The 20774-nt window shown below is 39.3% G+C and carries 20 protein-coding genes; 14 read left to right on the forward strand and 6 right to left on the reverse strand.

Annotation, left to right across the window (positions count from 1 at the left end):
• Positions 1–322 precede the first annotated feature (322 nt).
• The 5 genes from ACT29I_RS24635 to ACT29I_RS24655 form a co-directional block, all read right to left on the reverse strand.
• Entirely contained in the window at positions 323–1552 is a 1230-nt protein-coding gene (locus ACT29I_RS24635; RefSeq protein WP_444794720.1) for an ABC transporter permease, read from the reverse strand.
• A 4-nt stretch (positions 1553–1556) separates the two neighbouring features.
• A complete protein-coding gene (locus ACT29I_RS24640; protein ID WP_444794721.1) occupies positions 1557–2702 on the reverse strand; it encodes an ABC transporter permease in 1146 nt (381 codons plus the stop codon).
• Positions 2703–2730: 28 nt separating this feature from the next.
• A complete protein-coding gene (locus tag ACT29I_RS24645; protein ID WP_430936907.1) occupies positions 2731–3720 on the reverse strand; it encodes an HlyD family secretion protein in 990 nt (329 codons plus the stop codon).
• Between the two features lie 33 nt (positions 3721–3753).
• Complete coding sequence (locus ACT29I_RS24650; protein WP_430936905.1) at positions 3754–5274, reverse strand: TolC family protein; 1521 nt, start codon at positions 5272–5274, stop codon at positions 3754–3756.
• 173 nt (positions 5275–5447) lie between these two features.
• Positions 5448–6026: a TetR/AcrR family transcriptional regulator gene (locus ACT29I_RS24655; RefSeq protein WP_430936903.1), complete on the reverse strand. Its 579-nt coding sequence runs from the start codon at positions 6024–6026 to the stop codon at positions 5448–5450.
• A gap of 322 nt (positions 6027–6348) precedes the next feature.
• On the opposite strand from ACT29I_RS24655, the gene ACT29I_RS24660 reads away from it, so the two are divergent.
• Genes ACT29I_RS24660 through ACT29I_RS24675 form a run of 4 tightly spaced genes read left to right on the forward strand, consistent with a single transcriptional unit; the run spans position 6349 to position 9196 of the window.
• Positions 6349–6753 (forward strand): thioredoxin fold domain-containing protein, encoded by a 405-nt coding sequence (locus ACT29I_RS24660; protein ID WP_430936901.1) that lies wholly within the window; start codon positions 6349–6351, stop codon positions 6751–6753.
• Positions 6750–7730: an FAD:protein FMN transferase gene (locus tag ACT29I_RS24665; RefSeq protein ID WP_430936899.1), complete on the forward strand. Its 981-nt coding sequence runs from the start codon at positions 6750–6752 to the stop codon at positions 7728–7730. Before ACT29I_RS24660 ends, ACT29I_RS24665 begins: the two co-directional genes overlap by 4 nt.
• Positions 7727–7948, forward strand: coding sequence for a DUF4266 domain-containing protein (locus tag ACT29I_RS24670; RefSeq protein ID WP_430936897.1), 222 nt, complete (start codon positions 7727–7729; stop codon positions 7946–7948). The genes ACT29I_RS24665 and ACT29I_RS24670 overlap by 4 nt, the downstream gene beginning before the upstream one ends.
• A gap of 30 nt (positions 7949–7978) precedes the next feature.
• Positions 7979–9196, forward strand: coding sequence for a DUF3570 domain-containing protein (locus ACT29I_RS24675; RefSeq protein ID WP_430936895.1), 1218 nt, complete (start codon positions 7979–7981; stop codon positions 9194–9196).
• A gap of 144 nt (positions 9197–9340) precedes the next feature.
• Here the strand turns inward: ACT29I_RS24675 and ACT29I_RS24680 are convergent, their stop codons facing one another.
• A complete protein-coding gene (locus tag ACT29I_RS24680) occupies positions 9341–9535 on the reverse strand; it encodes a hypothetical protein (RefSeq protein ID WP_444794722.1) in 195 nt (64 codons plus the stop codon).
• 1210 nt (positions 9536–10745) lie between these two features.
• Between ACT29I_RS24680 and ACT29I_RS24685 the strand changes: the two genes are divergently transcribed.
• The 10 genes from ACT29I_RS24685 to ACT29I_RS24730 all read left to right on the forward strand — a co-directional run bounded on the left by ACT29I_RS24685 (position 10746) and on the right by ACT29I_RS24730 (position 20734).
• A complete protein-coding gene (locus ACT29I_RS24685; RefSeq protein ID WP_430936893.1) occupies positions 10746–11141 on the forward strand; it encodes a YbjN domain-containing protein in 396 nt (131 codons plus the stop codon).
• Positions 11142–11153: 12 nt separating this feature from the next.
• Complete coding sequence (locus tag ACT29I_RS24690) at positions 11154–11855, forward strand: PspA/IM30 family protein (RefSeq protein ID WP_444794723.1); 702 nt, start codon at positions 11154–11156, stop codon at positions 11853–11855.
• A 25-nt stretch (positions 11856–11880) separates the two neighbouring features.
• Entirely contained in the window at positions 11881–12423 is a 543-nt protein-coding gene (locus ACT29I_RS24695) for a DUF4178 domain-containing protein (protein ID WP_444794724.1), read from the forward strand.
• A 38-nt stretch (positions 12424–12461) separates the two neighbouring features.
• Positions 12462–13292 (forward strand): hypothetical protein, encoded by an 831-nt coding sequence (locus ACT29I_RS24700; protein WP_430936887.1) that lies wholly within the window; start codon positions 12462–12464, stop codon positions 13290–13292.
• 49 nt (positions 13293–13341) lie between these two features.
• Positions 13342–14217 carry a DUF350 domain-containing protein gene (locus ACT29I_RS24705; protein ID WP_430936885.1) on the forward strand — a complete coding sequence of 292 codons (876 nt, stop codon included), beginning with the start codon at positions 13342–13344 and terminating at the stop codon, positions 14215–14217.
• Positions 14218–14512: 295 nt separating this feature from the next.
• A complete protein-coding gene (locus ACT29I_RS24710) occupies positions 14513–16066 on the forward strand; it encodes a polyamine aminopropyltransferase (RefSeq protein ID WP_430936883.1) in 1554 nt (517 codons plus the stop codon).
• A 123-nt stretch (positions 16067–16189) separates the two neighbouring features.
• Entirely contained in the window at positions 16190–16561 is a 372-nt protein-coding gene (gene speD, locus ACT29I_RS24715) for an S-adenosylmethionine decarboxylase (RefSeq protein WP_430936881.1), read from the forward strand.
• Between the two features lie 30 nt (positions 16562–16591).
• Entirely contained in the window at positions 16592–17617 is a 1026-nt protein-coding gene (locus ACT29I_RS24720; protein WP_444794725.1) for a potassium channel family protein, read from the forward strand.
• Positions 17618–17691: 74 nt separating this feature from the next.
• The gene (locus tag ACT29I_RS24725; RefSeq protein ID WP_430936877.1) at positions 17692–19665 is read left to right on the forward strand and encodes a tetratricopeptide repeat protein; all 1974 of its coding nucleotides are present in this window, start codon (positions 17692–17694) and stop codon (positions 19663–19665) included.
• 37 nt (positions 19666–19702) lie between these two features.
• On the forward strand, positions 19703–20734 hold the full coding sequence (locus ACT29I_RS24730; RefSeq protein WP_444794726.1) for an OmpL47-type beta-barrel domain-containing protein: 1032 nt from the start codon (positions 19703–19705) through the stop codon (positions 20732–20734).
• Positions 20735–20774 lie beyond the last annotated feature (40 nt).

Consider the following 20774-nt stretch of genomic DNA (forward strand, 5'->3'; position numbering starts at 1 on the left):
AAAAACAAACGCATCCAGAAATAATTAATTTAATTTTTAATGGCTAAAGTTAACGGCTATGGAAAGTAATCGGGACAAGTGATGCCTCGTTTCAGTAATGCCTTGTTTTATTGTACTTGCAATGCTCATGACGAATCTCCAATATAATCCGGGTTTAACTATCTAAAAAACAAGTTTGTCACTTATAAATACTATGGTTTTCGCCATTATTCATAAATTCTCATAATAATCCGGGTTAGCGCAATGCTTTTGTAAGCATTTGGAAAGTGTGTAAACACCCTCTACCTTTAAAATAAACCTCATGAATCATGCATGTCTATATTTATTGAATTATGGACAGAGCTGAATTTACACGCTCTTTTCTGCGATCCATACTGACCCGTACCCAGAAGTACAAAAATGTAAAAAGGGCGTATAAGGCGGCTTGAAAATAGAGCAACAACAATTCAGGTTTAACCTCTGAAATACCCACTCCCATTGTCCGTAAGCGCAGATAAGCAGGAACGGCTGTAGTACCTGGCAATAACTTGGAAAGTGCGACCAGCCATCCCGGCATGGCAGAGGTTGGCCACGAAACCCCACTTAAAAAAAGGGCTATAGGCGACAAAAACATCATAAATACGATGGCCGATTCTCGGTGCCTGAATAAAGTGGACACAACAGTTCCCAGTAATATTACGGAAAGAAGGAAGGGGAACAAAATCATCCCTATATCGATCAATGATGCTTTATCCGGATAATTAAACCAGTCGTGAACCAAGACCACCGCAAGACAAATATTAAAAGCGGATAGAAACAAGTAAGCTCCTGCCTTGCCTGCAATCAAGGGTAATATTTCGCGGTGACGCCTTTGCAGCGGAAGCACAAAAGGCGAAGTTTTCGATTCGGAAAAGGTGCCGCCCACAATCCCAATCCCGATAAGCAGGGTCTGCTGAATGATGATGAGAATTAAACCGGGCATAATAAAACTACCATAGGCACCTGAAGGGTTGTACAAGATGTGCGTTTGCACGGAGAGAGGGCTGTTTGCCATTTGAGCCTGCTGAAACGATTTTCCTTCCAACATAGAACGTTTGACGGCAATACCGCCCCCAAAATAAGCATTGTCATAGGATGCTGCCGTATAAAAAGCCTTATATTTCAGCATGTAGCTGCCATCGGCGTATACGGCCACATTCGTTTGTTTGCCCGACAAAATATCTTTCTGAAAACCCTTAGGGATTAAGAAAATCCCATTTATTTTATTGTTTAACAACATATCCTCGGCATCGCTTAAACCCTGAGGTTTACATGATACGGCCACCTCCTGTGATGCATCTAACATGTTGGTATACTTTCGGCTGGTTGAAGTTTGGTCCAGATCAACCACCCCGATGGGCAAATCGCTAAGTACCTCGTTAAAATAACCGAATGAATATACAACCGGATAAATCAGTAAGGCCCCCACCAAAATCAGTACTGCGCCACTATCGGTAAAAATTGCTTTCAGTTCTTTTAAAAAATGAACGGCAATTAACTCAAAGCTATTTGTTTTATTTGGCTCTTTTGTCATGATTTTATAATTTTCCCCAATGTTTTTTATCGCTCAGGCAACGTTTATAAGTTTTAAACCATGCCATACCCATCAGCATAAATATCAGGAGATAGCAAATATAAGGTAAGGCTTCGCGGATAGGAGCACCGCGCAGAGATTGTGAAATCATAAGTTTCTCCCACCATGTAAAAGGAAATATTGCGCTAACCAGCTTAACAAATTCCGACATACCTTCCAGGGGAAATGTCAATCCGGAGAAAGTAATGCCCATCATAATGTAAGCGCTGCCCACCGATAGCGACAGCCTCATATTTGTTGTGACCGCCACAAACATTAATCCCAGCAACTGATAAGAAATAATAGCGATAAATTGACCAAAAAAAATAAACAAAAAATTACCTTTAAGGGGCATCCCTTCCACCTCATACAGTAAATAGGCAATAAACATGGAAAAGCCCGAAAAAATAAGTGTATAGGGTAACATCTTCCCTGCTATTGCGAAGCGAACACTATTGTTTCCGGCTTGGAGTAGGTCCAGCCCGGTGCCCCTTTTTAGTTCATTTCCAAAGGAGTATACCGAGGCCATAAATGCGAATAAAAACAAAGTAAAATAAAGCATGGCCGAATTTAGGAAATACCCATAGTTCACATATGGGTTAAATAGTACATGTTTTTGGATGTTCACCGGCATAACTCTTGCCATTGCCTGCGCCTTATTGTTTCCCGAAAGCATTAATTTTTTTAGTTGAATACCGCCGGATATAGTACTTAAAGTTGTCACCACAGAGCGCTGAACAACCCCAGCCACGGTCACATTTGTTCCATTAATATACACTGGCACCGGTGCTTCCAGCCCCTGAAAAACTTTCTTCTCCAAGTTACCCGGTAAAAGAACAATAGCATGTATTGCCCCTTGTTTCAGCCATTCCTGGGCCTGGAATATATCCTGGGTTCCGGCTATTACCTGAACATCGGGAGAGGCATTTAAGGCATTATTAATTTTAATCGAGAGTGAGGAGCCGTCCTGATCTACCACCGCAATCGGCAATTGTTTAGCAACCCCATGATGAAAAATAAAAAACAGCAGAAGAATGCCAACCAAAGGTCCTCCTAAAAGCAAGAACCGATAGGCCGGATTTTGCTTTATCCGGTCAATCTCTCGATTCATTACGATCAATATGGGATGTTTCTGCATATTATTCCTGTTCGGATAAAACAATAACTGCTGTCATTCCGGGCCGCAATCCCTCAATGTTTTTCACCGGACGGGCTTCGATTTCAAAGGATTTTAAATCGAATTCACCCGAGGTTTTAGTGGCATTCCATCGGGCAAAGCTCCCTGTTGGGCTAATATAGCTTACTTTAAATTCATATTCATGATTATCTAATCCGGGTATGGTTGCATTAAACTTATTGCCCATTTTAAACTTGCTTAAATAATCTTCCCGTATATATAAGGTTACCCAAATATCACTCAGGTCCAACAAGGTAACTACCGGAAAACCGGTTGAGACCAACTCTCCCTCTTCCACGTTAATCCCGGAAACTTCGCCGTTAGCCATGGCGTTAATGGTGGTTTCATCTAAATACGCCTTTACCTCATCAATGGCGGCGTCAGCCCGTTTAACCATGGCCGCGGCGGTTTCTTTATCTTCCTGACGGGCTCCTTTCTCGGCTTTCTGCCAAATCGCCTTTGCTGCGTTCGACGTTTCACGGGCTGCTTTCATTCTGGTTTCAACCTCATCGCGTTGCTGAGCCGGAAGTACTCCGTCCTTGTACAAATTTTGAACCCTGTCAAATGTTTTCTCGGCAAACTGGGCTGCGGCCTCCGCTTTTACGTAGGTACTGTACGCGGCGGTGATGTCCTCCTGTTGCGCGCCTTTTTGCGCTTTCTGGTTTTGTGCATGGGCAGCCGAACGTGCCGCAATGGCATTGGCTAATTTTGCGTCGATTTCGGGGCTGTGAATTGAAAAAATAAAATCCCCCTGTTTAACCTGCTGCCCTTTTTCAACAGCCACTTCCCGGATCCTTCCTGAAATTTTTGATGCAACATTATATTGTTGAGCTTCCACTTCTCCCTGAAGTATCAGCGGTTCGGGTTTCATCACTATAATGAATGTGTACACAATAAATGCAACTATTGCTATCAATACGATCATTGTGCTTATAGTCTTCTTACTCATCATATTCAATTTTATTTTTTTATGAACGATAAATGATTAAAGTGTTTCCGTTATGACATTTCCCCCTTTCGAAAAATCCGGAAAACGATCGGCCATGCCTACGGTCTGTAAAAAATAAACCAGGGTTACGTCGTAATCATATAATACTTTCAGCCGTTTTGTTTTTGCCTGTAACACCTTTGTATGCGCCTCAACAACTGTAGTTGAATTGGCAAATCCTTCAATAAAGGCTTTTTCTGTACTTGAGCAATACTCGTTGGCAAGAGCAAGTGTCGTTTCCAGTTCTGTTTTCTGCTCCATCTGCATCTGAAGTTCATGAAACAACTTTACAAGATAAGCTTCCAGGTCGTCGTTCGCTTTTTGCTCGGCATATGCCACCTGGTTATACATTGTTTTGCTGGCCCGAATATTATTTTTGCGCTGTGCCCCCTCAAAAAGGGTCCATTTCAATCCAACACCTACCAGCCATTCGGGCACGTACGGAGAAAGATCTTTGTCCGCTATATTATAATTTCCCAAGGCGGCCAGTGTTGGCAGGTACTCATTTTTCTCAACCCTATGCTTTATTTCAACCAATTCTTTCTTTCCATGAATTTGCATTAGCTGAGGGTTAAACGCCTTTGCTTTCTCAATCCATGCCTCCAACCCTGTTATTTCTTTATTAATAAACAAATTACTGGCGGGGATGACCTGGTGCAAGGAATCATTGGCCAGGGTGGCCTTCAGCCCTGTTCGCAGGATTTTTACATTTCGCGTTGCTTTTTTTAGTTCGCGTTCCGCCTCATTTTTAGCAACTTCAGCATGTAACAATTCTACTTTGGCTATCATTCCGTTATCAAAAAGCTTTTTTGCGTCCGAATAGTGATTTTCCATACTTTTCAACATTTTGTCCCTAAGCTTGACGACTTGCATCCCCAATGCCAATCCATAATAACGCGTCACCAGTTCGGCAAGCAACATACCCTGGGTGTGCCTCAATGCCTCCTTGCTGATATTGTGCTGGACGTCAGCTGCCTGATTGGCGCCTTTTATTTTACCGCCGGTATATAGCGGCCACACAAAGCCCGCCGAAACCACTGCAAAAAACTTTTCCTGTATCGTCTGGTCCCATTCGGAATTTTCAACAACCTGGCCGGCTTCCAATAATTCCTGGCGGACAGCCGCCGTGCTCATTTCGTCCGTCAACACAGGCATAGCATCACTGGTTGACGGATCTGGATTGGCAACGCCACTGAATACACCATAATTCCCCAGGGTGGTATACAACGGAGCTATGGCATCCCCTACGGGAGTTAAATCCAAATGCAAGGGGTCGGACATGGTAACCGCCTGTGCATTCACCGAAACAATGGGCATATGCAATCCCCTCTTCGATTTTATTTCGAATTCTCTCTGCCGAATTTCTTCTTTTTGTTGGAGAAGTGCCGGATTTTGTTCCAACATCATTTGCATTGCCTCCTCAAATGAAAGCATTTGTTCCTGCCCCCAAACCGTCATGTTTAATGCAAATAATCCCAACATCACCATAGTTGTTTTATATTTTCGTATTACGTTCATATAGACTTTGTATTTAGTGCTTGTCTGAAAGACCCAGTTTTTAGAATGTGCCCTTTTTGAAAAAAGTCATCCGATAGCTTCCGTATTCCCTGATTTTCGGAAAAGCCAAGCCTTGAACTTGAACTTTTTGATTCAAGAACTTGGAAAAAAGAATGTTTTCTTGCTGACACTATTTATGTTAATAACTTCTTTAGCAAATTGAATAGATGATCGATATCTGCCCTGGTAATTGTACCTTGTTTTGTGTATTTATAATGGTGGTTGATATATTGCAACACGGTAATAAATAGAATGAAATACAAGTCGTTAACAGTTAGTGACTTGTTGATCTTATCCGAAGGGAGACTTTTTTCCTTCATCCTGTGAATAATGGCCAGCGAATGCTCATGGAGCTGGTCATCCACTTTAAAACTGTAACTATTGGTTAAAACATAGAGAAATTTTACTTTTATAGGCTCTTCATTGGCCATTCCGATAAAATGTATTAGCATCGCTTCAACACATCCCATAAACGACAAGCCCTGATGCATTAGCTTTTCAAATTCGCAAAATACTTCTTCATACACTTCCTTGAGTATAGTGTTTACCATTTCGTATTTGCCTTTGTAATGCATATAAAAATAGCCGGTGGATATTTTTGCCTGTTTGGCTATTAAAGCTATGGATGCACCGCCGTAACCTCGCTCTACAACCAAATTCATGGTCGTTTGCTTCAATCTATTCATTTTAGTCTGATCGGGAATTCTAGCCATATTTATTTAATAAATGAATGTTCATTCATTATGATGTTGCAATAACAAAAATATATTTCACAATACCAAAACCTATTCGAACAAAAATCATATTTTTTCGAAAAAACAATAAAAGATACTTTAACTTTAAAATAACCGATCGTTAACTCCATTTCCGCACATCCTGTATTACCCTCCTTTTTTTTGGTTTAGATATAGTATAATATACAAAGTTACTGATCGGAGGGTACGGTAAATTATTTAGATCTGAAAGGCTGATGGTTTGCACAAGTCTTGACTTTTAAGTTAGAGTTGTGTATCATTGAGGGTAAAAATAATCATCATGCGATTATTGTTGATACTTTTTCTTTCATTTTCATTCCTTAATATTGTTGGGATTGACAATCTTAGGCCTAGTTACCAGCTGATAGTTTTTGAGGGATCTGATTGGTGTGTCAATTGTATCAGGATCGAAAAAAAAGTTTTGGGCCAGCCTGATTTCATGGAATTTTTAAAACATAATAATATCCAATTGATCAGGGTTGATTTTCCACAACGGATAAAAATGAGCAAAGAACAAAAAAGATTCAATTCTGATTTAGCCGAGAAATATAACTTTGACGGAACTTATCCCAGTATTGTTATATCGCAAACTGGTAGCTCCGAGTTTAAGAAAATCACCTATAAAAACCAATCGATAGAAGAGTTTTGTAACAACATACTAACCGAAATAGAATTTATTAAATGAGAGAATTCAAAATCAAAAAACGATTGATGGGTTCTTCATTTACCTTGGGGGTTGTAACGGGAACACAAGAGCGGGCTGATTCTCTTTTTCATATGGGAATTGAAGAAATTTGGCGACTCGAAAACTTACTCTCTGAATTTTTGCCTCACTCCGAAACCTCCTTGATAAATAAATACGCTGGAAAAAGACCCGTGAAGGTTAGCGCGGAAACCTTTGGTTTAATGCAAAGAAGCCAGGACATCTCGCAACTATGTAAGGGTGATTTTGATATTACGGTGAGTCCGCTAAAAAAATTGTATCAATTTAAAAACAAGGCATTTGTGTTCCCTCATCAGCAAGAAATCGACAAGGTGCTTAAGTGTGTTGGTTTCAGGCATTTGAAGTTAAACTCAGATAACAATTCCGTTTACCTAACTAAGCCAGGTTCACAAATAAGCTTTGCGGCTATAGGAAAGGGGTACGCATCTGATCAGGTAAAAAAGCTGTGGAAGCATCATGGTGTAATTTCCGGTTATATAAATGCATCGGGAGATTTAACCGCATTCGGGAAAACAATAAGCGGAGAACCATGGGGTATAGGCATCTCGAATCCGGACAATAGAGAACAGATGTTGTTACACATTCCGCTTATTAACAATTCGGTAGCCACCTCTGGGGATTATGAGCAACATTTTATCTATAAGAATATAAGATATTCACACAATATAAACCCACATACCGGAATACCTTTGTCGGGTATAAAAAGCGTTAGTGTTTTTTCGCCTTCAGCAGAATTGTCGGATGCCTTGGCAACGGCAGTATATGTTAAAGGCATAATTAAAGGAATCGATTTTATCGATCAATTGCCTGATACGCATTGTGTCATCATTGATAAAAAAAACAAAATACACTTTTCCAAAAAGTTGAAATATAAACCCATGCAAACATTGCAGGCCGGGAATACACGTACCAATGATTTAAACAATAATGAACTATGATTAAATTTGTAAGGAGTTTATTGGTTTGTAGCACAATGCTTACTGTGTTTTCGTCATGTATTAGCCTAAAGCCATACGAACGTCAGTTTGTTGACGACCCCGAAATGCAAATGGGATTGGATTCCGGCCAAAACTTTAATATTTATATCAGTTCTATTCGCGAAGGAGCGACACCGGCCGCTAGCAGTAAGGGAAGCGGAGGGTGTGGCTGTAATTGATTAAATGAATAATTTTACAAGGACACACCCATGAAGCGGAAATACCTTTTGATTGGAAGTTTGGCGTTAGCCCAATTCTGGGCCAGGGCACAGGGGCATGATCGTGTTCGTGAAGAGACAGTCAAGAAAACGGAAATTGAGCTGGTGTTCAATCATTACCGACAAGATGGGGATCATTCGGCAGTGACAGGCGGTGCGGGAACGGAGGAGCTCACAGTTTACGGTCCCATGGCCAAAATCAAGCACTTTTCAGGGAAATACATTGTTAGTTATCAACTAGGTTCGGATATTATAACCTCTGCTTCAACCGATAAAATTGATTTTGTAGAATCGTCGGCATCCAGAGTAGACGGAAGAACTTATGCTAATGTTGGGTATGAACGCATCATCGATAAGCATAAAATGAATGTTTATGGAGGAACAGGCTTTTCCATAGAAAGCGATTATTTTTCATTGGGCGGAAACATAGGGTTTACGAAGCAGGACAAGGAAATGCTGAAAACATATTCTGTCGAGTTCCAATATTTCAACGATGATCTAAGATGGGGAAGACTAAAGGGTTCCGGCTTTAAACCTCAGAAATTGCTTTATCCGGCCGAACTCAGGCACAAGGAATGGTATGATGTTTACCGACGTATGTCTTATAATTTAAAATTGGGTTACACCCGAATCATCAATGCCCGAAATGTACTGGCCATCTTTCCCGGGTTCACCTACCAGGAAGGCCTGTTGGCAACCACTTTCCACAGGGTGTACTTTTCGGATGGTTCGGTGGTGGTTGAAAAGTTGCCACAACACCGTTACAAATCAGCAATAGCATTGAGACTTAATACTTTTGCCTATGGTTTTGTGATTTTTAAAAATACGGTAAATGGTTATTCCGATAGTTTTGGAATCAGCGCCATTTCTGTGGACCATGAAACTGCTTTTAAAATAAAGCCATTGTTAACATTATTGGCCAACGCTCGTTTTTATACCCAAAACGGATCCCCTTATTTTAACAAAATGGGACAGCATAGGGGCGATGAAAAGTTTTATACTTCGGACTATGATTATTCTGATTTCGAAACTTATCGAATTGGAACAGGACTACGATATCACCCGTCAAAATATTTACGTGAAAAAATAAAATTTAACGCATTGTTGATTCGCTACAATTTTAACTATCGTACCGATGGAATGAAAGCACATGTTTTTTCACTTGTTATCCAGGCTGGTTTTGAAAAGGCCAAGAACCATGGCTTTTAATAGGGATGATTTGACTGTATAAAAAAGATTTGCTTTCTGTTGTTTTTTTGCTTTAAACCGATGTGTTAGCACGTTGATGAAAATCAGTTCTGCTGAAATATCAGGATCGCCGGGGTATTCGTCTGTTATTAATAGCGTTAAGCTTTATTGATATCTTAGCTCAGCACTGATCTCCCAAAATTTAATTTCACCTCCAATATTTATTTTTGCATTAAACTTTCGACTACCATTAAAATCCGCTGATTCAGCGTAGTATTCTCCATCTGCCTTAGTTTTGACTTTCAGTTTTGACAAAGCCAGATATCCGATACCGTGTCCGGCATAAAAATATGGCTGCAAAGCCTTGTCCTTCCCGCTTGGGGAAAACCGTATTGCAAGCGGCAGTTCAACATATCGTTTTGCATTATCACATCTGCTTCCACAGTAGGCCTGGAATGATTTCCAGATCTTTTATAACGTGTTCGTTTTAAATGTAAGCCAGTTCAGGGCGAAGCGATAATTAGTTGTTCAAATTAAACTTAAGAAAACCACCAAATGTAAAACCAATCCGTGTTTTTTTTGTCAAAACTACATGCGGAAAGCCCAGACGCATCCATCCCTTCGCTAAGCTGCAGTGCCATATTGTCGGCGTCACCATCCCATTTAGAAGAACTGCTGTACATATACATACTGTAATTAACTTTTTGGGATAGTGAAATCACAGAAATTAATAACAACAACAGTAAAACACAATTCTTTTTCTTAATAAATCCATTAAATGAAGTATTTTGTGATTTGATAATTGTTGCCAGCTAACGGCTCTGCTAATTCTGAAGAATGCAATGGACCGCATCAAAGATATGTGCTAGTCAAACAGTATATTAGGTTTGTTGAGTTTTTCCATGTCAATGAGAAGCTTTTTTCAATCATTTTCACAAAGGATACTTTCGACTATATTTTACATTGACCAAATACAACTGATGAAGAAACAGTATCAAGAACGATCAATAATATCATTTTAGTAACCGTAATTATCCTTTAAAATTCAATCCGTAATGTTAATGTATGATGGCTTTCATCTTGCAGGTTAATTTCAGGGTATAAATTTAACCCGCAATGTGCATTAGAAATTCTATTACACATCGAAATTACTTTAAAACAAGACACTTTGTTGCATCACTTCAACTCACTTTTTTACGAGCGATAAGGGAATGGATTAGTTCTGAAATATACAATTGCAGATTATTAGTTTCGCTTCCAATCGATTTGTGAAAATAGGTAACAAAACTAAAGAATTTGCAATAATTCAGAATCATTCCAATTAAAATGACATTCGTTGTTAATTAAAATAATAGATCACAGTACTTTTTTTATAAACTTTCCTCTATGCAATATCAAAATAATTTCTTATTATTGCAGTACGCTTGTCTTTCATACAAAACCAAAATAAAGTTTTGATGCAACCTAACATATCAATCTCAAAACGATGTGCGCATTTACGATGTTTTTGGTGGAGTAAATCAGTTTATTTTTTATTATTTATCAACTTATCATTCAAACAAAAATTGCTATGAGTGAATATTTTAACAAGGTAAAAGAATACCTTATGGATTTGGAGTACCGCATTGTTACCGAAGATGCAGCAGCAGAGCTAGTTGTTATCGAAAAAGAAGAAGATGGTATCAGTAACGTAGTGATTGATTGCGAGGACAGCATTATGATTATCGAAGGACTTCTTTTTGAAATGAACACGGGAGCAGAGGATATTTATAAATCGCTATTAATGAAAAACCGTGAAGTAGTTCATGGTGCCTTCGCATTAGACGAATCTGGTAAAAGAGTAATATTCCGCGACACGCTCCAGCTGGAGAATTTAGATTTAAACGAGCTTGAAGCATCGCTGAACTCGTTGAAACTGATGTTGTCGGAGTACTCTAATGAATTAATCGAATTTTCAAAAGCTTAAAACGGAAAAAAAATGGGAATTTTTAATAGAATATTTAAAGTTGGGCAAGCTGAGGCCCATGCAGTGGTCGATAAATTGGAGGACCCAATTAAAATGACGGAGCAAGGTATCCGTGATCTTAAAAATGATTTGGACAAAAGCCTTCAGGCATTGGCCGAGGTTAAAGCCATGGCTATCCGCAGTAAAAAGGACTTGAATACCAATAGGGAAATGGCTAAAAACTACGAGCAAAAAGCCATTTTGTTAATAGGAAAAGCTGAGAAAGGAGAATTGGATGCCGCCGAAGCCGATAGATTGGCAACCGAAGCTTTGACTCGCAAGGAGGAAGCTGTTGCGGAAGCATCGAGAGCGCAAACCGAGGTGGAACGTTTTGCTACAAACATCGCCACCTTGGACAAAAATATTAAGAAGCTTAAAAGTACAATTACAAGTTACGAAAACGAGTTGCGCACTTTAAAGGCTCGTGCAAGAGTAAGCTCCGCTACTCAAAAAATCAATAAACAGTTAAGCGGAATTGATAGTACGGGTACTGTTTCCATGCTTGAAAAGATGAAGGAAAAAGTTGCCCAACAAGAAGCTATGAGCGAAGCTTATGGAGAGATTGCATTGGATAGCAGAAGCATCGACGACGAAATTGATGATGTTCTTTCCGAGAACAGTGTAAAAGCCTCCAGCTCTCTTGAAGAACTAAAAGCAAAACTTAAGCAACAGTAATACTTTTTGTAAATACAAGATGACCATGGGTATCTTTGATATATTTAAGAAAAAAGAACCTCATTACGATAGCACCAACATCCGGGTACAAGACCTGGATGTTGGTTTTGTTTTTGAGTATGACCTTTCAACATGGGAGGTAGAGGCTATTTACGAATACGACTGGGGCGATGATTACTTTACTCGGGAGTTTAAGGTGAGCAATGGTACTTTAACTCGTTACTTATCTATTGAAGAAGATGATGAGTTAGAAATAAGTTTGTCTCAAAAGATTAAAGTCAGAACTTTGGACGAGGAACTGATGAAAACTTTAATGGATCGTCAGAAGCCACCGGAAAAAATAACCTACAAAGGAGTCACGTACTTGTTGGAAAACGAAGCATCGGGATATTTTCATGATATTGCCAAAGGCGATACCTGGGAAGAATTTCGTTCCTGGGACTTTGAAGATAATGCGGGTAAGCATGTGCTTACCATTGAACAATGGGACGAAAAGGAATTTGAAGCTTCGGTAGGCATTACCTTGAAAGAATTCGAGATTTCAAATATCCTGCCTGCCTCTAAATAAATCTTATTGCATTTTTAAAATGTATAATATCCAAGCATATGAACAACGGAATTGCTAAAGTCATTATCATCGTTATCATCGGGTTTTTCGTTCTGAAAACCTGTAATAACCGGAAATCATCGCGTCAATATTCAAGTCAGGTTACACAAACTGCTCAAAACTGGGAGAAATCTCCGGTTGATGAATTGATCCGCGACCTTTCATCGGAAAAAAACTTCTCCATTATATTGCTCGACATGGATTCGAGAAGCGGGAAATACTATCATAAATACAATATCATTGTTGAACAACCGGATACGGTATCTGCCAATGAAACAGATTGGAAAGAGGTTTCGGATGCTTTCTTCGCCAATAATGTGGACAACATGGGCATGGAGATTGCCTCGAAAAAAGACGGTAAGGTATCTAAGGTGGCCGCTCCTGCGGGATATAGCAATTACATAGGTAACGAAAAATATGGTCAGTGGCGGCAAAGGGATGGATCCTCATTCTGGGAGTTTTATGGACAATATGCCTTTATGTCCTCTATGTTTAATCTAATGGCCTACCCTGCGCGTCGCTCCTATTACGACGATTATTACCGTGGTGGTTATTATGGTTCACGTCCGTATTATGGTCCGCAAGGTTCAAATATGTACGGAACGAAGTCATATACCTCACGAAGTGGTAAAAGTACAACGTGGGGTGCAAAACCTTCATCCTTTAAAAGTCAGGTTCGCAGCCAGGTTTCACGCTCAAGCAGTGCCAATAAATCAAGGAGTTACTCATCCGGTTCTCAATATTCCGGAAGTAGCTCTAAGACCACTCGCAGTTCATCCAGATATAGCAGTTCATCATCGCGTAGTCGCAGTGGTGGGTTTGGAAAGTAATTAATAACTTCACCTGGACTATTCAATAAACTATTGAAAATAAACACTTATGAATTTATCAGATATTTCAACAATACTCTACGATGCTATTGCATATATTGCTGTTGGCTTCGTTATATTTTTCTTAGGAAAATTAGTCTATCAAATGGTTAATCGAGGATTTAGCATCAAGGAAGAGCTGGTAGAAAAGGATAATCTGGCCTTTGCATTTGCACATGTAGGTTATTTTATTGGTCTGTTATTGGCCATAGGGAGTGCCATAGTAGGGCCCTCCAGGGGGCTTGTGCAAGATGTTATTGACATTTTAATCTATGGCGTTCTGGCCATCATCTTGCTAAACGTGTCGATTTGGTTCAACGATAAAATTATCCTTCGAAAATTTTCGGTTAAAAAAGAAATTATTACTGATCGTAACTCAGGTACTGGTGTGATTGAAGGCGCTGTCTCCATTGCCTCGGGACTAATAATTTTTGGTGCCGTAAGCGGTGAGTCGGAGATGGGGGGCTGGGCTCATGGCATATTAACCGCGGTGGTGTTTTGGGCTGCCGGTCAACTGGCCTTGATTATTGCTGCCGCAGTTTACCAAGTAATAACCCCCTACGATGTTCATCATCATATCGAAAAAGATAATGTGGCGGTAGGTGTAGGTTTTGCTGGAGCTTTAATTGCCATCGCAAATCTTATTCGCCACGGAATAGCCGGCGACTTTGAAGGATGGGGACCGACTTTCACCGAAGCCGGCTTCGAGTTGGTACTGGGTATTATCCTTTTGCCTGTGATGCGATTTCTGACAGATAAAATATTACTGCCCGGACAACGTTTAACCGATGAAATCGTTAACCAGGAACGGCCCAATGTTGGAGCTGCCATTATTGAAGCATTTGCATATGTGGGTGGTTCTGTGTTGATAACCTGGTGTTTGTAATTAGATGACAGACTTTTAGATTAAAGACAAGAGACAATAGACGGGATGCCCGAAATGAAGAGCGGATATTTTTTAGACGCAATTTTATAGTGTCGTCCGTATAATTCGTCCTGTTAGCCCTGAGTCATGGGGAATTGACGGATCGGCTCCTTTGCCATAGGCTGCGGCTACCGGAGAAAGATGCGGGGATGGGGCTTATTGCTAACCAGCATATACACGAAGTAGGTTAAATGATATATGATAGCTTTGGGAATATCCTGTTTGCTGTTTTGTATGTATTGATTTCCAATTTATCATGTTCAAAATAAAAAACCGATACTCGGCCATATTAATGGCTGCTATTTTTGCTACCGGATTCAGCGGAATCGTGGCAGAATATCTTCTTTCGACTCTGGCCACCCATTTTCTGGGGGATTCAACCATGCAATGGGCCTTGATTGTTTCCACCATGATGTTTTCCATGGGGCTGGGAAGCCGGATCAGTAAGTCATTTACCAACCGGTTGACCGAGAAGTTTCTAATACTGGAATTTATCCTTTCCCTGGTAGTCTCCTTCGTGCCGCTCATTGTGTACACCGCATCGGCTTATATACAGTCGCTGTCCATACTGATCTACACATGCAGCATAGCCATTGGTATCCTTATCGGGATGGAGATCCCTTTGGTTACCCGTATTAACGACCAGTACGAAGACTTAAGGGTGAATATTTCCAAGGTGTTGGAGAACGATTATTATGGTAGTTTATTGGGAGGTGTGTTCTTTGCTTTTATCGGTATCCCATTTTTAGGAATTAATTATACACCCTTTGTTTTGGGCTTGGTAAACTTTAGTGTGGCTATTGGAGTTTTTTTCTTTCTCAGAAAGTATATAGCGCCTGCCTTTAAAACAATTTTCAATATTGCTATTGTTTCAATTTCCGTCCTATTAATTGGTGGCGTTTTTATGGCTGATCCAATTATTAAATATGGCGAACAGGAAAAATACAAAGACAAAGTTATCTATGCTGAACAAACCAGGTACCAACGAATCGTTATCACGCAGTGGCAAGATGATTTCTGGTTGTATTTGAACGGTAATCAGCAGCTTTGCACGATGGATGAGATGATGTATCATGAGCCACTCGTGCATCCGGCCATGAGCCTGCACCCTCATCCTAAGGAAGTATTAGTATTGGGAGGAGGCGATGGCTGTGCAGTACGCGAGATATTAAAATATCCGGTAACCGATAAAATTACTTTGGTGGATCTCGATCCTTCTATGACAAAGCTTGGTAAAGAACACCCGCTGCTGAATAAACTTAATGCGGGAGCACTTTCGAATTCAAAGGTGGAAATGGAAAACAAAGACGGATTTGTATTTTTAAGTGAGACCAAATCTTTTTACGATGTGATTATCATTGATCTGCCTGATCCAAGAACAGTTGAGTTGGGACGTTTGTATTCAGAGGAATTTTATCGTATCGCGTATAAACACCTTCGTCCGGGGGGTATTATTGTCACTCAGGCCGGGAGTCCTTATTTTGCCACCAAAGCTTTTAAATGTATTGTAAAAACCATGGATAGCGCAGGTTTTAAAACCATCCCGTTGCACAACCACGTAATTACCCTGGGAGAATGGGGATGGAGTTTAGGCGTGAAAAGTGATAGAAGTTTAAAATTAAAAGAGGCATTGCAAAATTTGAGTTTCGATAAGTTGGAAACCAAATGGATAGATAACGAAGCCATGAAACTGATTACTTCGTTTGGCAAAGATATTTATCCCGGGCAAAATGATTCCGTGAAAGTAAATAGGATTCACGACCCGGTGCTTTACAAATACTATTTAAAAGGTAATTGGGATTTGTATTGAGAAATTAACTCGAGTGAAATGAAAATATGGTATGAGTTGTGAGCTCTCCAATCATTTAAAATTTAACCACAGATAAACGCTGCGTAAAAACTCCGTGTTTCTCTGTGGTAATAAATAAGCATCATGAAAACAATTCAACATAAACAACTTCCTCCACAAATATTCAATCTTAAAGGTTGGATGAATTTGGTGGACGAAGTCCAATTGAAAGAAACTTTTGGCGAACTTCTGGTTAAATCAGGGTTTAATGTGCTGGATTATTCCTCCCACCAATTTCCGGTAAATGGTTTTACTGCTTTTTGGCTTTTGGCTGAATCGCACCTGGCACTTCATACTTTTACGGAAAACGGCTGGTGTTACATCGAATTGTCAAGTTGTAATCAGGAAAAGACCATAAAGTTCAGGGCCATGGCAAATGCGCTGTTGGATGAAGTGAGATGGGACGAAGAAATCAAAAACTGCGAGCCCGGCAAAAAAACAGAATTAAGTTTATAACTTTAAGTACTTTGAAGATAATTCTGATCTATGAAAAACAAAAAGCTTTTATACATAGGTATAGTTGTTTATTTAGCCCTGGTATATGTAATTGCCCTAATTGAGAAATCGGATCCTAATGCCAATATTAAAACATTTACCGATGCGTTGTGGTACGCTGTGGTTACACTCACTACGGTGGGTTATGGCGACTTTTATCCGGTTACCATACCTGGCAAGATATTGGGCTTGTTTATTATTTTGGGAAGCTTAGGGATACTTGGATATTTAATTGGTGAAATAACGTATAGAATAAACAGTTATATGGAAAAAAAGAAAACCGGTTATTTCGGCACAAAGTTCGAAAACCACTACATAATAATTGGTTGGAGCATGTTTGCGCGTCAGGTTGCGGATCAAATTTATAATGCAGGACACAAAATTGCCCTGGTTACCAACTCCAAAAATGATTTGGAACTTTTCAATGATTTATATGGAAGTGAAAATACTTTTGGCCTATTCGTTGATTACAAGAATCTGCCCGCTTTTGAAAAGGTGAATATCACCAAAAGCAAGGCTGTTTTTATCAACTTTAAAGAAGATACCGAAACACTTGTTTTTGTGTTAAACATTAAAAAGGAGTTCCCTGATTTGAATATTGTAATCAACTGTACCAATCCCGAATTAAAGGAAACACTTGAGAATACTGGCGTTAACCATGTGGTAGCACGTCACGATGTGGCTTCGCGCATGGTAGCCAGCTTTTTATTTGAGCCGCATGTGGCTGAGTTTACCACCGATCTTATTTCCACCGGCGTAAATGAGTACGATCAGGACATCCAACAGTTTAAAGTAAGTGAAGAAAATCCTTACAACGGACAAAAGTATCTGGATGCCTTTATGAATATGAAAAAGGAATTAAATGTAATCCTAATTGGGTTAGTTACGAACGACACCCTGATAAAAAATCCTGCCGACGATCAGATTATCCGGCCCAACGACTATATCATAGTGATTTCAAGAGGGGATAATAAAAGCAAGCTGGAACGTACATTCGGTATTAAAGAAGGATTTTAAACAAATTTTTCAATAATTTAAATAAATGAAGTAATATTGATATATTTGATATTGTAAAGACAAATCCTAACGTAATGCTGAGTGCCGTTTCAAATATTAGCCAGGGAGAAACTAGAGTTATAACAGTGAGATGTATTTTGCTGATTTTTATTTATGCGTTTACATTTCAAGTTGGCGTTGTCAATGCTCAAGGCAATATTTACGATGCGAACGGTCATGAAATTAATATTGAAGAATATTTAAGAAAGGCAGATGAAAATATTGCCCTGGGGGATGAAAAAGAAGCTACCAGATATATCAACTCTATAGCCGAAGGTTATTGGAATAAGAAAAACTATTTAAAAGCTATTGAATATTATATCAGATCGATAAAATTAAACGAAAAGATTAATAACGAAAGCGGAATTGGTTCTATCTCGAGTAACCTGGGGATGATTCATGCCGACCTCAAAGATTACGAGAATTCCCTGGAATATTTTAATACCGCTATTTCTATCCGAAGAAAACTGGGGGAAACCTATGGTTTAATATCAGCGCATATAAATGCTTCGGTAGTGCTGAATAATTTAAAACGCTACGATGAATCGATAGAGAATTTACAACAGGCTTTGTTGCTATCGACCGAAAAAAGTGATGCCGATCAAATGAAAAGTTGTTACGGTATGCTCGCAGAAACCTACGAGAAAAAAGGTGACGGTGAAAAAATGATAGAGTACTATAACCTTTATCGAACTTTTCATGAGCTTGTTGAACGAACCAAAAGTCAACAAGTGCTGGAGCAAGCACGCGAAATAAAATTAAAAGCGCAATATCTCGAAGCGCAGAAAAGAATCAAGGAACTTGAGTTGGTCAATGCGCAGCAACAATTAGCCGAGCAGGAAAAAATGTTGACACAAAAAGACACGGTGTACAGCAACTTAATGATGGAATATTCCAAAAGCGAACTGGCCAATACGGTAATTAGTAATTATCTGCAATTAAAAGATCTGAAGATTTCGCAAAGCAGGGAAAAGTTGCGGCGGGAGAAAGTGTTTGTGCGTGTATTATCCATCTCGGTATTGATCGTTTTTATCCTACTAATTCTATTGTTTTATTTTCATCAGCAAAAAAGAAAAGCAAACAAGGTACTTAGTCAACAAAATATTGAGATAAACCGACAGCACGATGAAATTCTCCAACAGCAAAAGGAACTGGAACGGTATTATAATATTATTAGTTTGAGGAACGAACATATCACCAGTAGTATCAATTACGCTAAACTGATTCAACAGGCCGTGCTCGGGAAAAAAGGTGATATTAGACTTTTATTTAGTGATTCATTTATCTTCTTTAAGCCCAAGGATATTGTGAGTGGTGATTTTTACTGGTTTAAAAAGGTGAATGGTTACGCTATGATGGCGGTAGCGGATTGCACCGGCCACGGTGTGCCGGGCGCCTTTATGTCGATGCTGGGAATTAATTTAATCAATCAGATTACCAACAATGGTATTCATGAGGTAGATGCTGTATTGGAACGCCTAAGTATTGGTGTTAACAAAGCACTGAACGGGAATGTTAATGTGATCAGTAGCGACGGAATGGATATCTCGCTTATTTGTATAGATGAGAAAAATAAGCGAATGTACTTTTCGGGGGCGAGACACAACTTGTATTATGTTCAGGATAATAAGCTTAAGGTATTAAAAGGCGAGCGCTGTTCAATTGGAAATGTTCGGAAATGCGGAATTAAAAACAGAACGTATACCAAACACCAGGTTGATATCTCGATTCCAACATCCATCTACGCTTTTTCCGATGGTATTGTGGATCAATTCAACGAAAGCGACGATAAGAAATTTTTGCGTTCAAGGCTAAGGTCGCTTTTGCTTAAGATTCACAAAAAAACAAGTGAGGAACAAAAAGAAATAATAAATCAGACCTTTAGTGAATGGAAAGGAAATCAAACGCAAACGGATGATGTATTATTGATTGGGATTAATCTGCAGCCGAAACTTGATATTGGTGAATCTGAATCTAAAGCAAAAGTAGTCACTACAAGCAAATCATAATGCGAAACCCATTGTAACTTACTATAAATAAACTAAAATGAATAAAACTACACTGGTCATCCATTGCTTTATTATGTTTGTTTGCTCAACTGTTATTCGTGCGCAGAATCCTATTTTGCCTAAACCAACATTTTATGTCGACAGTTTAAACAGGTATTATATGCAGGCCGAGCTTCCGGTGTTTTTTTCAATTTCGCATGCCGAAAACAAAGAGGGCGAAAAGTTGTCGCCTGCAGATGATGGAGGTGCGGTAAACGAACGGAAACCTATTTATATGGACGGACACGGAAAACATAAAATCCGACATATGGATAGTCATCAGGGAAAAACACTAGATGCCTTTACTATTTATGCCGATGGAAAGGCGCCAAAAACCTTGGTGAAGACCAACAACGTCCCCGCTTATAGAAGCCAAAAAGCACAGTATTTTGGTAAGAACCTGGTGGTATCGTTAAGTGCAACGGATGAAATGTCCGGTTTAAAGAATATATACTTCTCGGTCAACAATGAACCATTTAAAAGTTTTACTGGTGAATTTGTTGCTTCCAAGGAGGGAGATTATTATTTGCAATATTACGCTACGGATAATGTTGGCAATGCCGAAAAATTGAAGCAATATAAATTTACACTTGACTTAACCCCGCCTAAAACCTTTTACCATATTGTGGGAATTGCCAAAGACAATATTATTTCAACCAGCACACGATTATATCTCACCACTTCCGATAGTTTATCCGGGACCGGTAAAGTTTATTATCATTTCGATAATGATCGGCCTCAAGTGTACCTGGGAAATGATTTGCCTGTTTCTCAATTAGATGATGGGCATCATACGTTAAATTACTATGCAGTTGATAGGGTAAATAATAAAGCCGAAAACGAACAATTAAAATTTTATCTGGATAAAACTGCACCAATTGTTTCCGCAGATGTTTTAGGAGATAAATTTATTGTTGGCGATAAGGTTTATTATTCGGGCAGAACCAAGCTAAAATTGACCGCTGTCGATAATAAATCGGGCATTAAAGATGTTGGCTATAGTTTAATTAAGCGTTGCATTAACTATTAATTGTTGATAGGTTTGATTTATTTTCATAAACCGTTCCTTT

Origin of the sequence: Saccharicrinis sp. GN24d3 (assembly GCF_052400645.1) — a bacterium.
In the GTDB taxonomy this organism is placed as follows: Bacteria; Bacteroidota; Bacteroidia; order Bacteroidales; family Marinilabiliaceae; genus Saccharicrinis.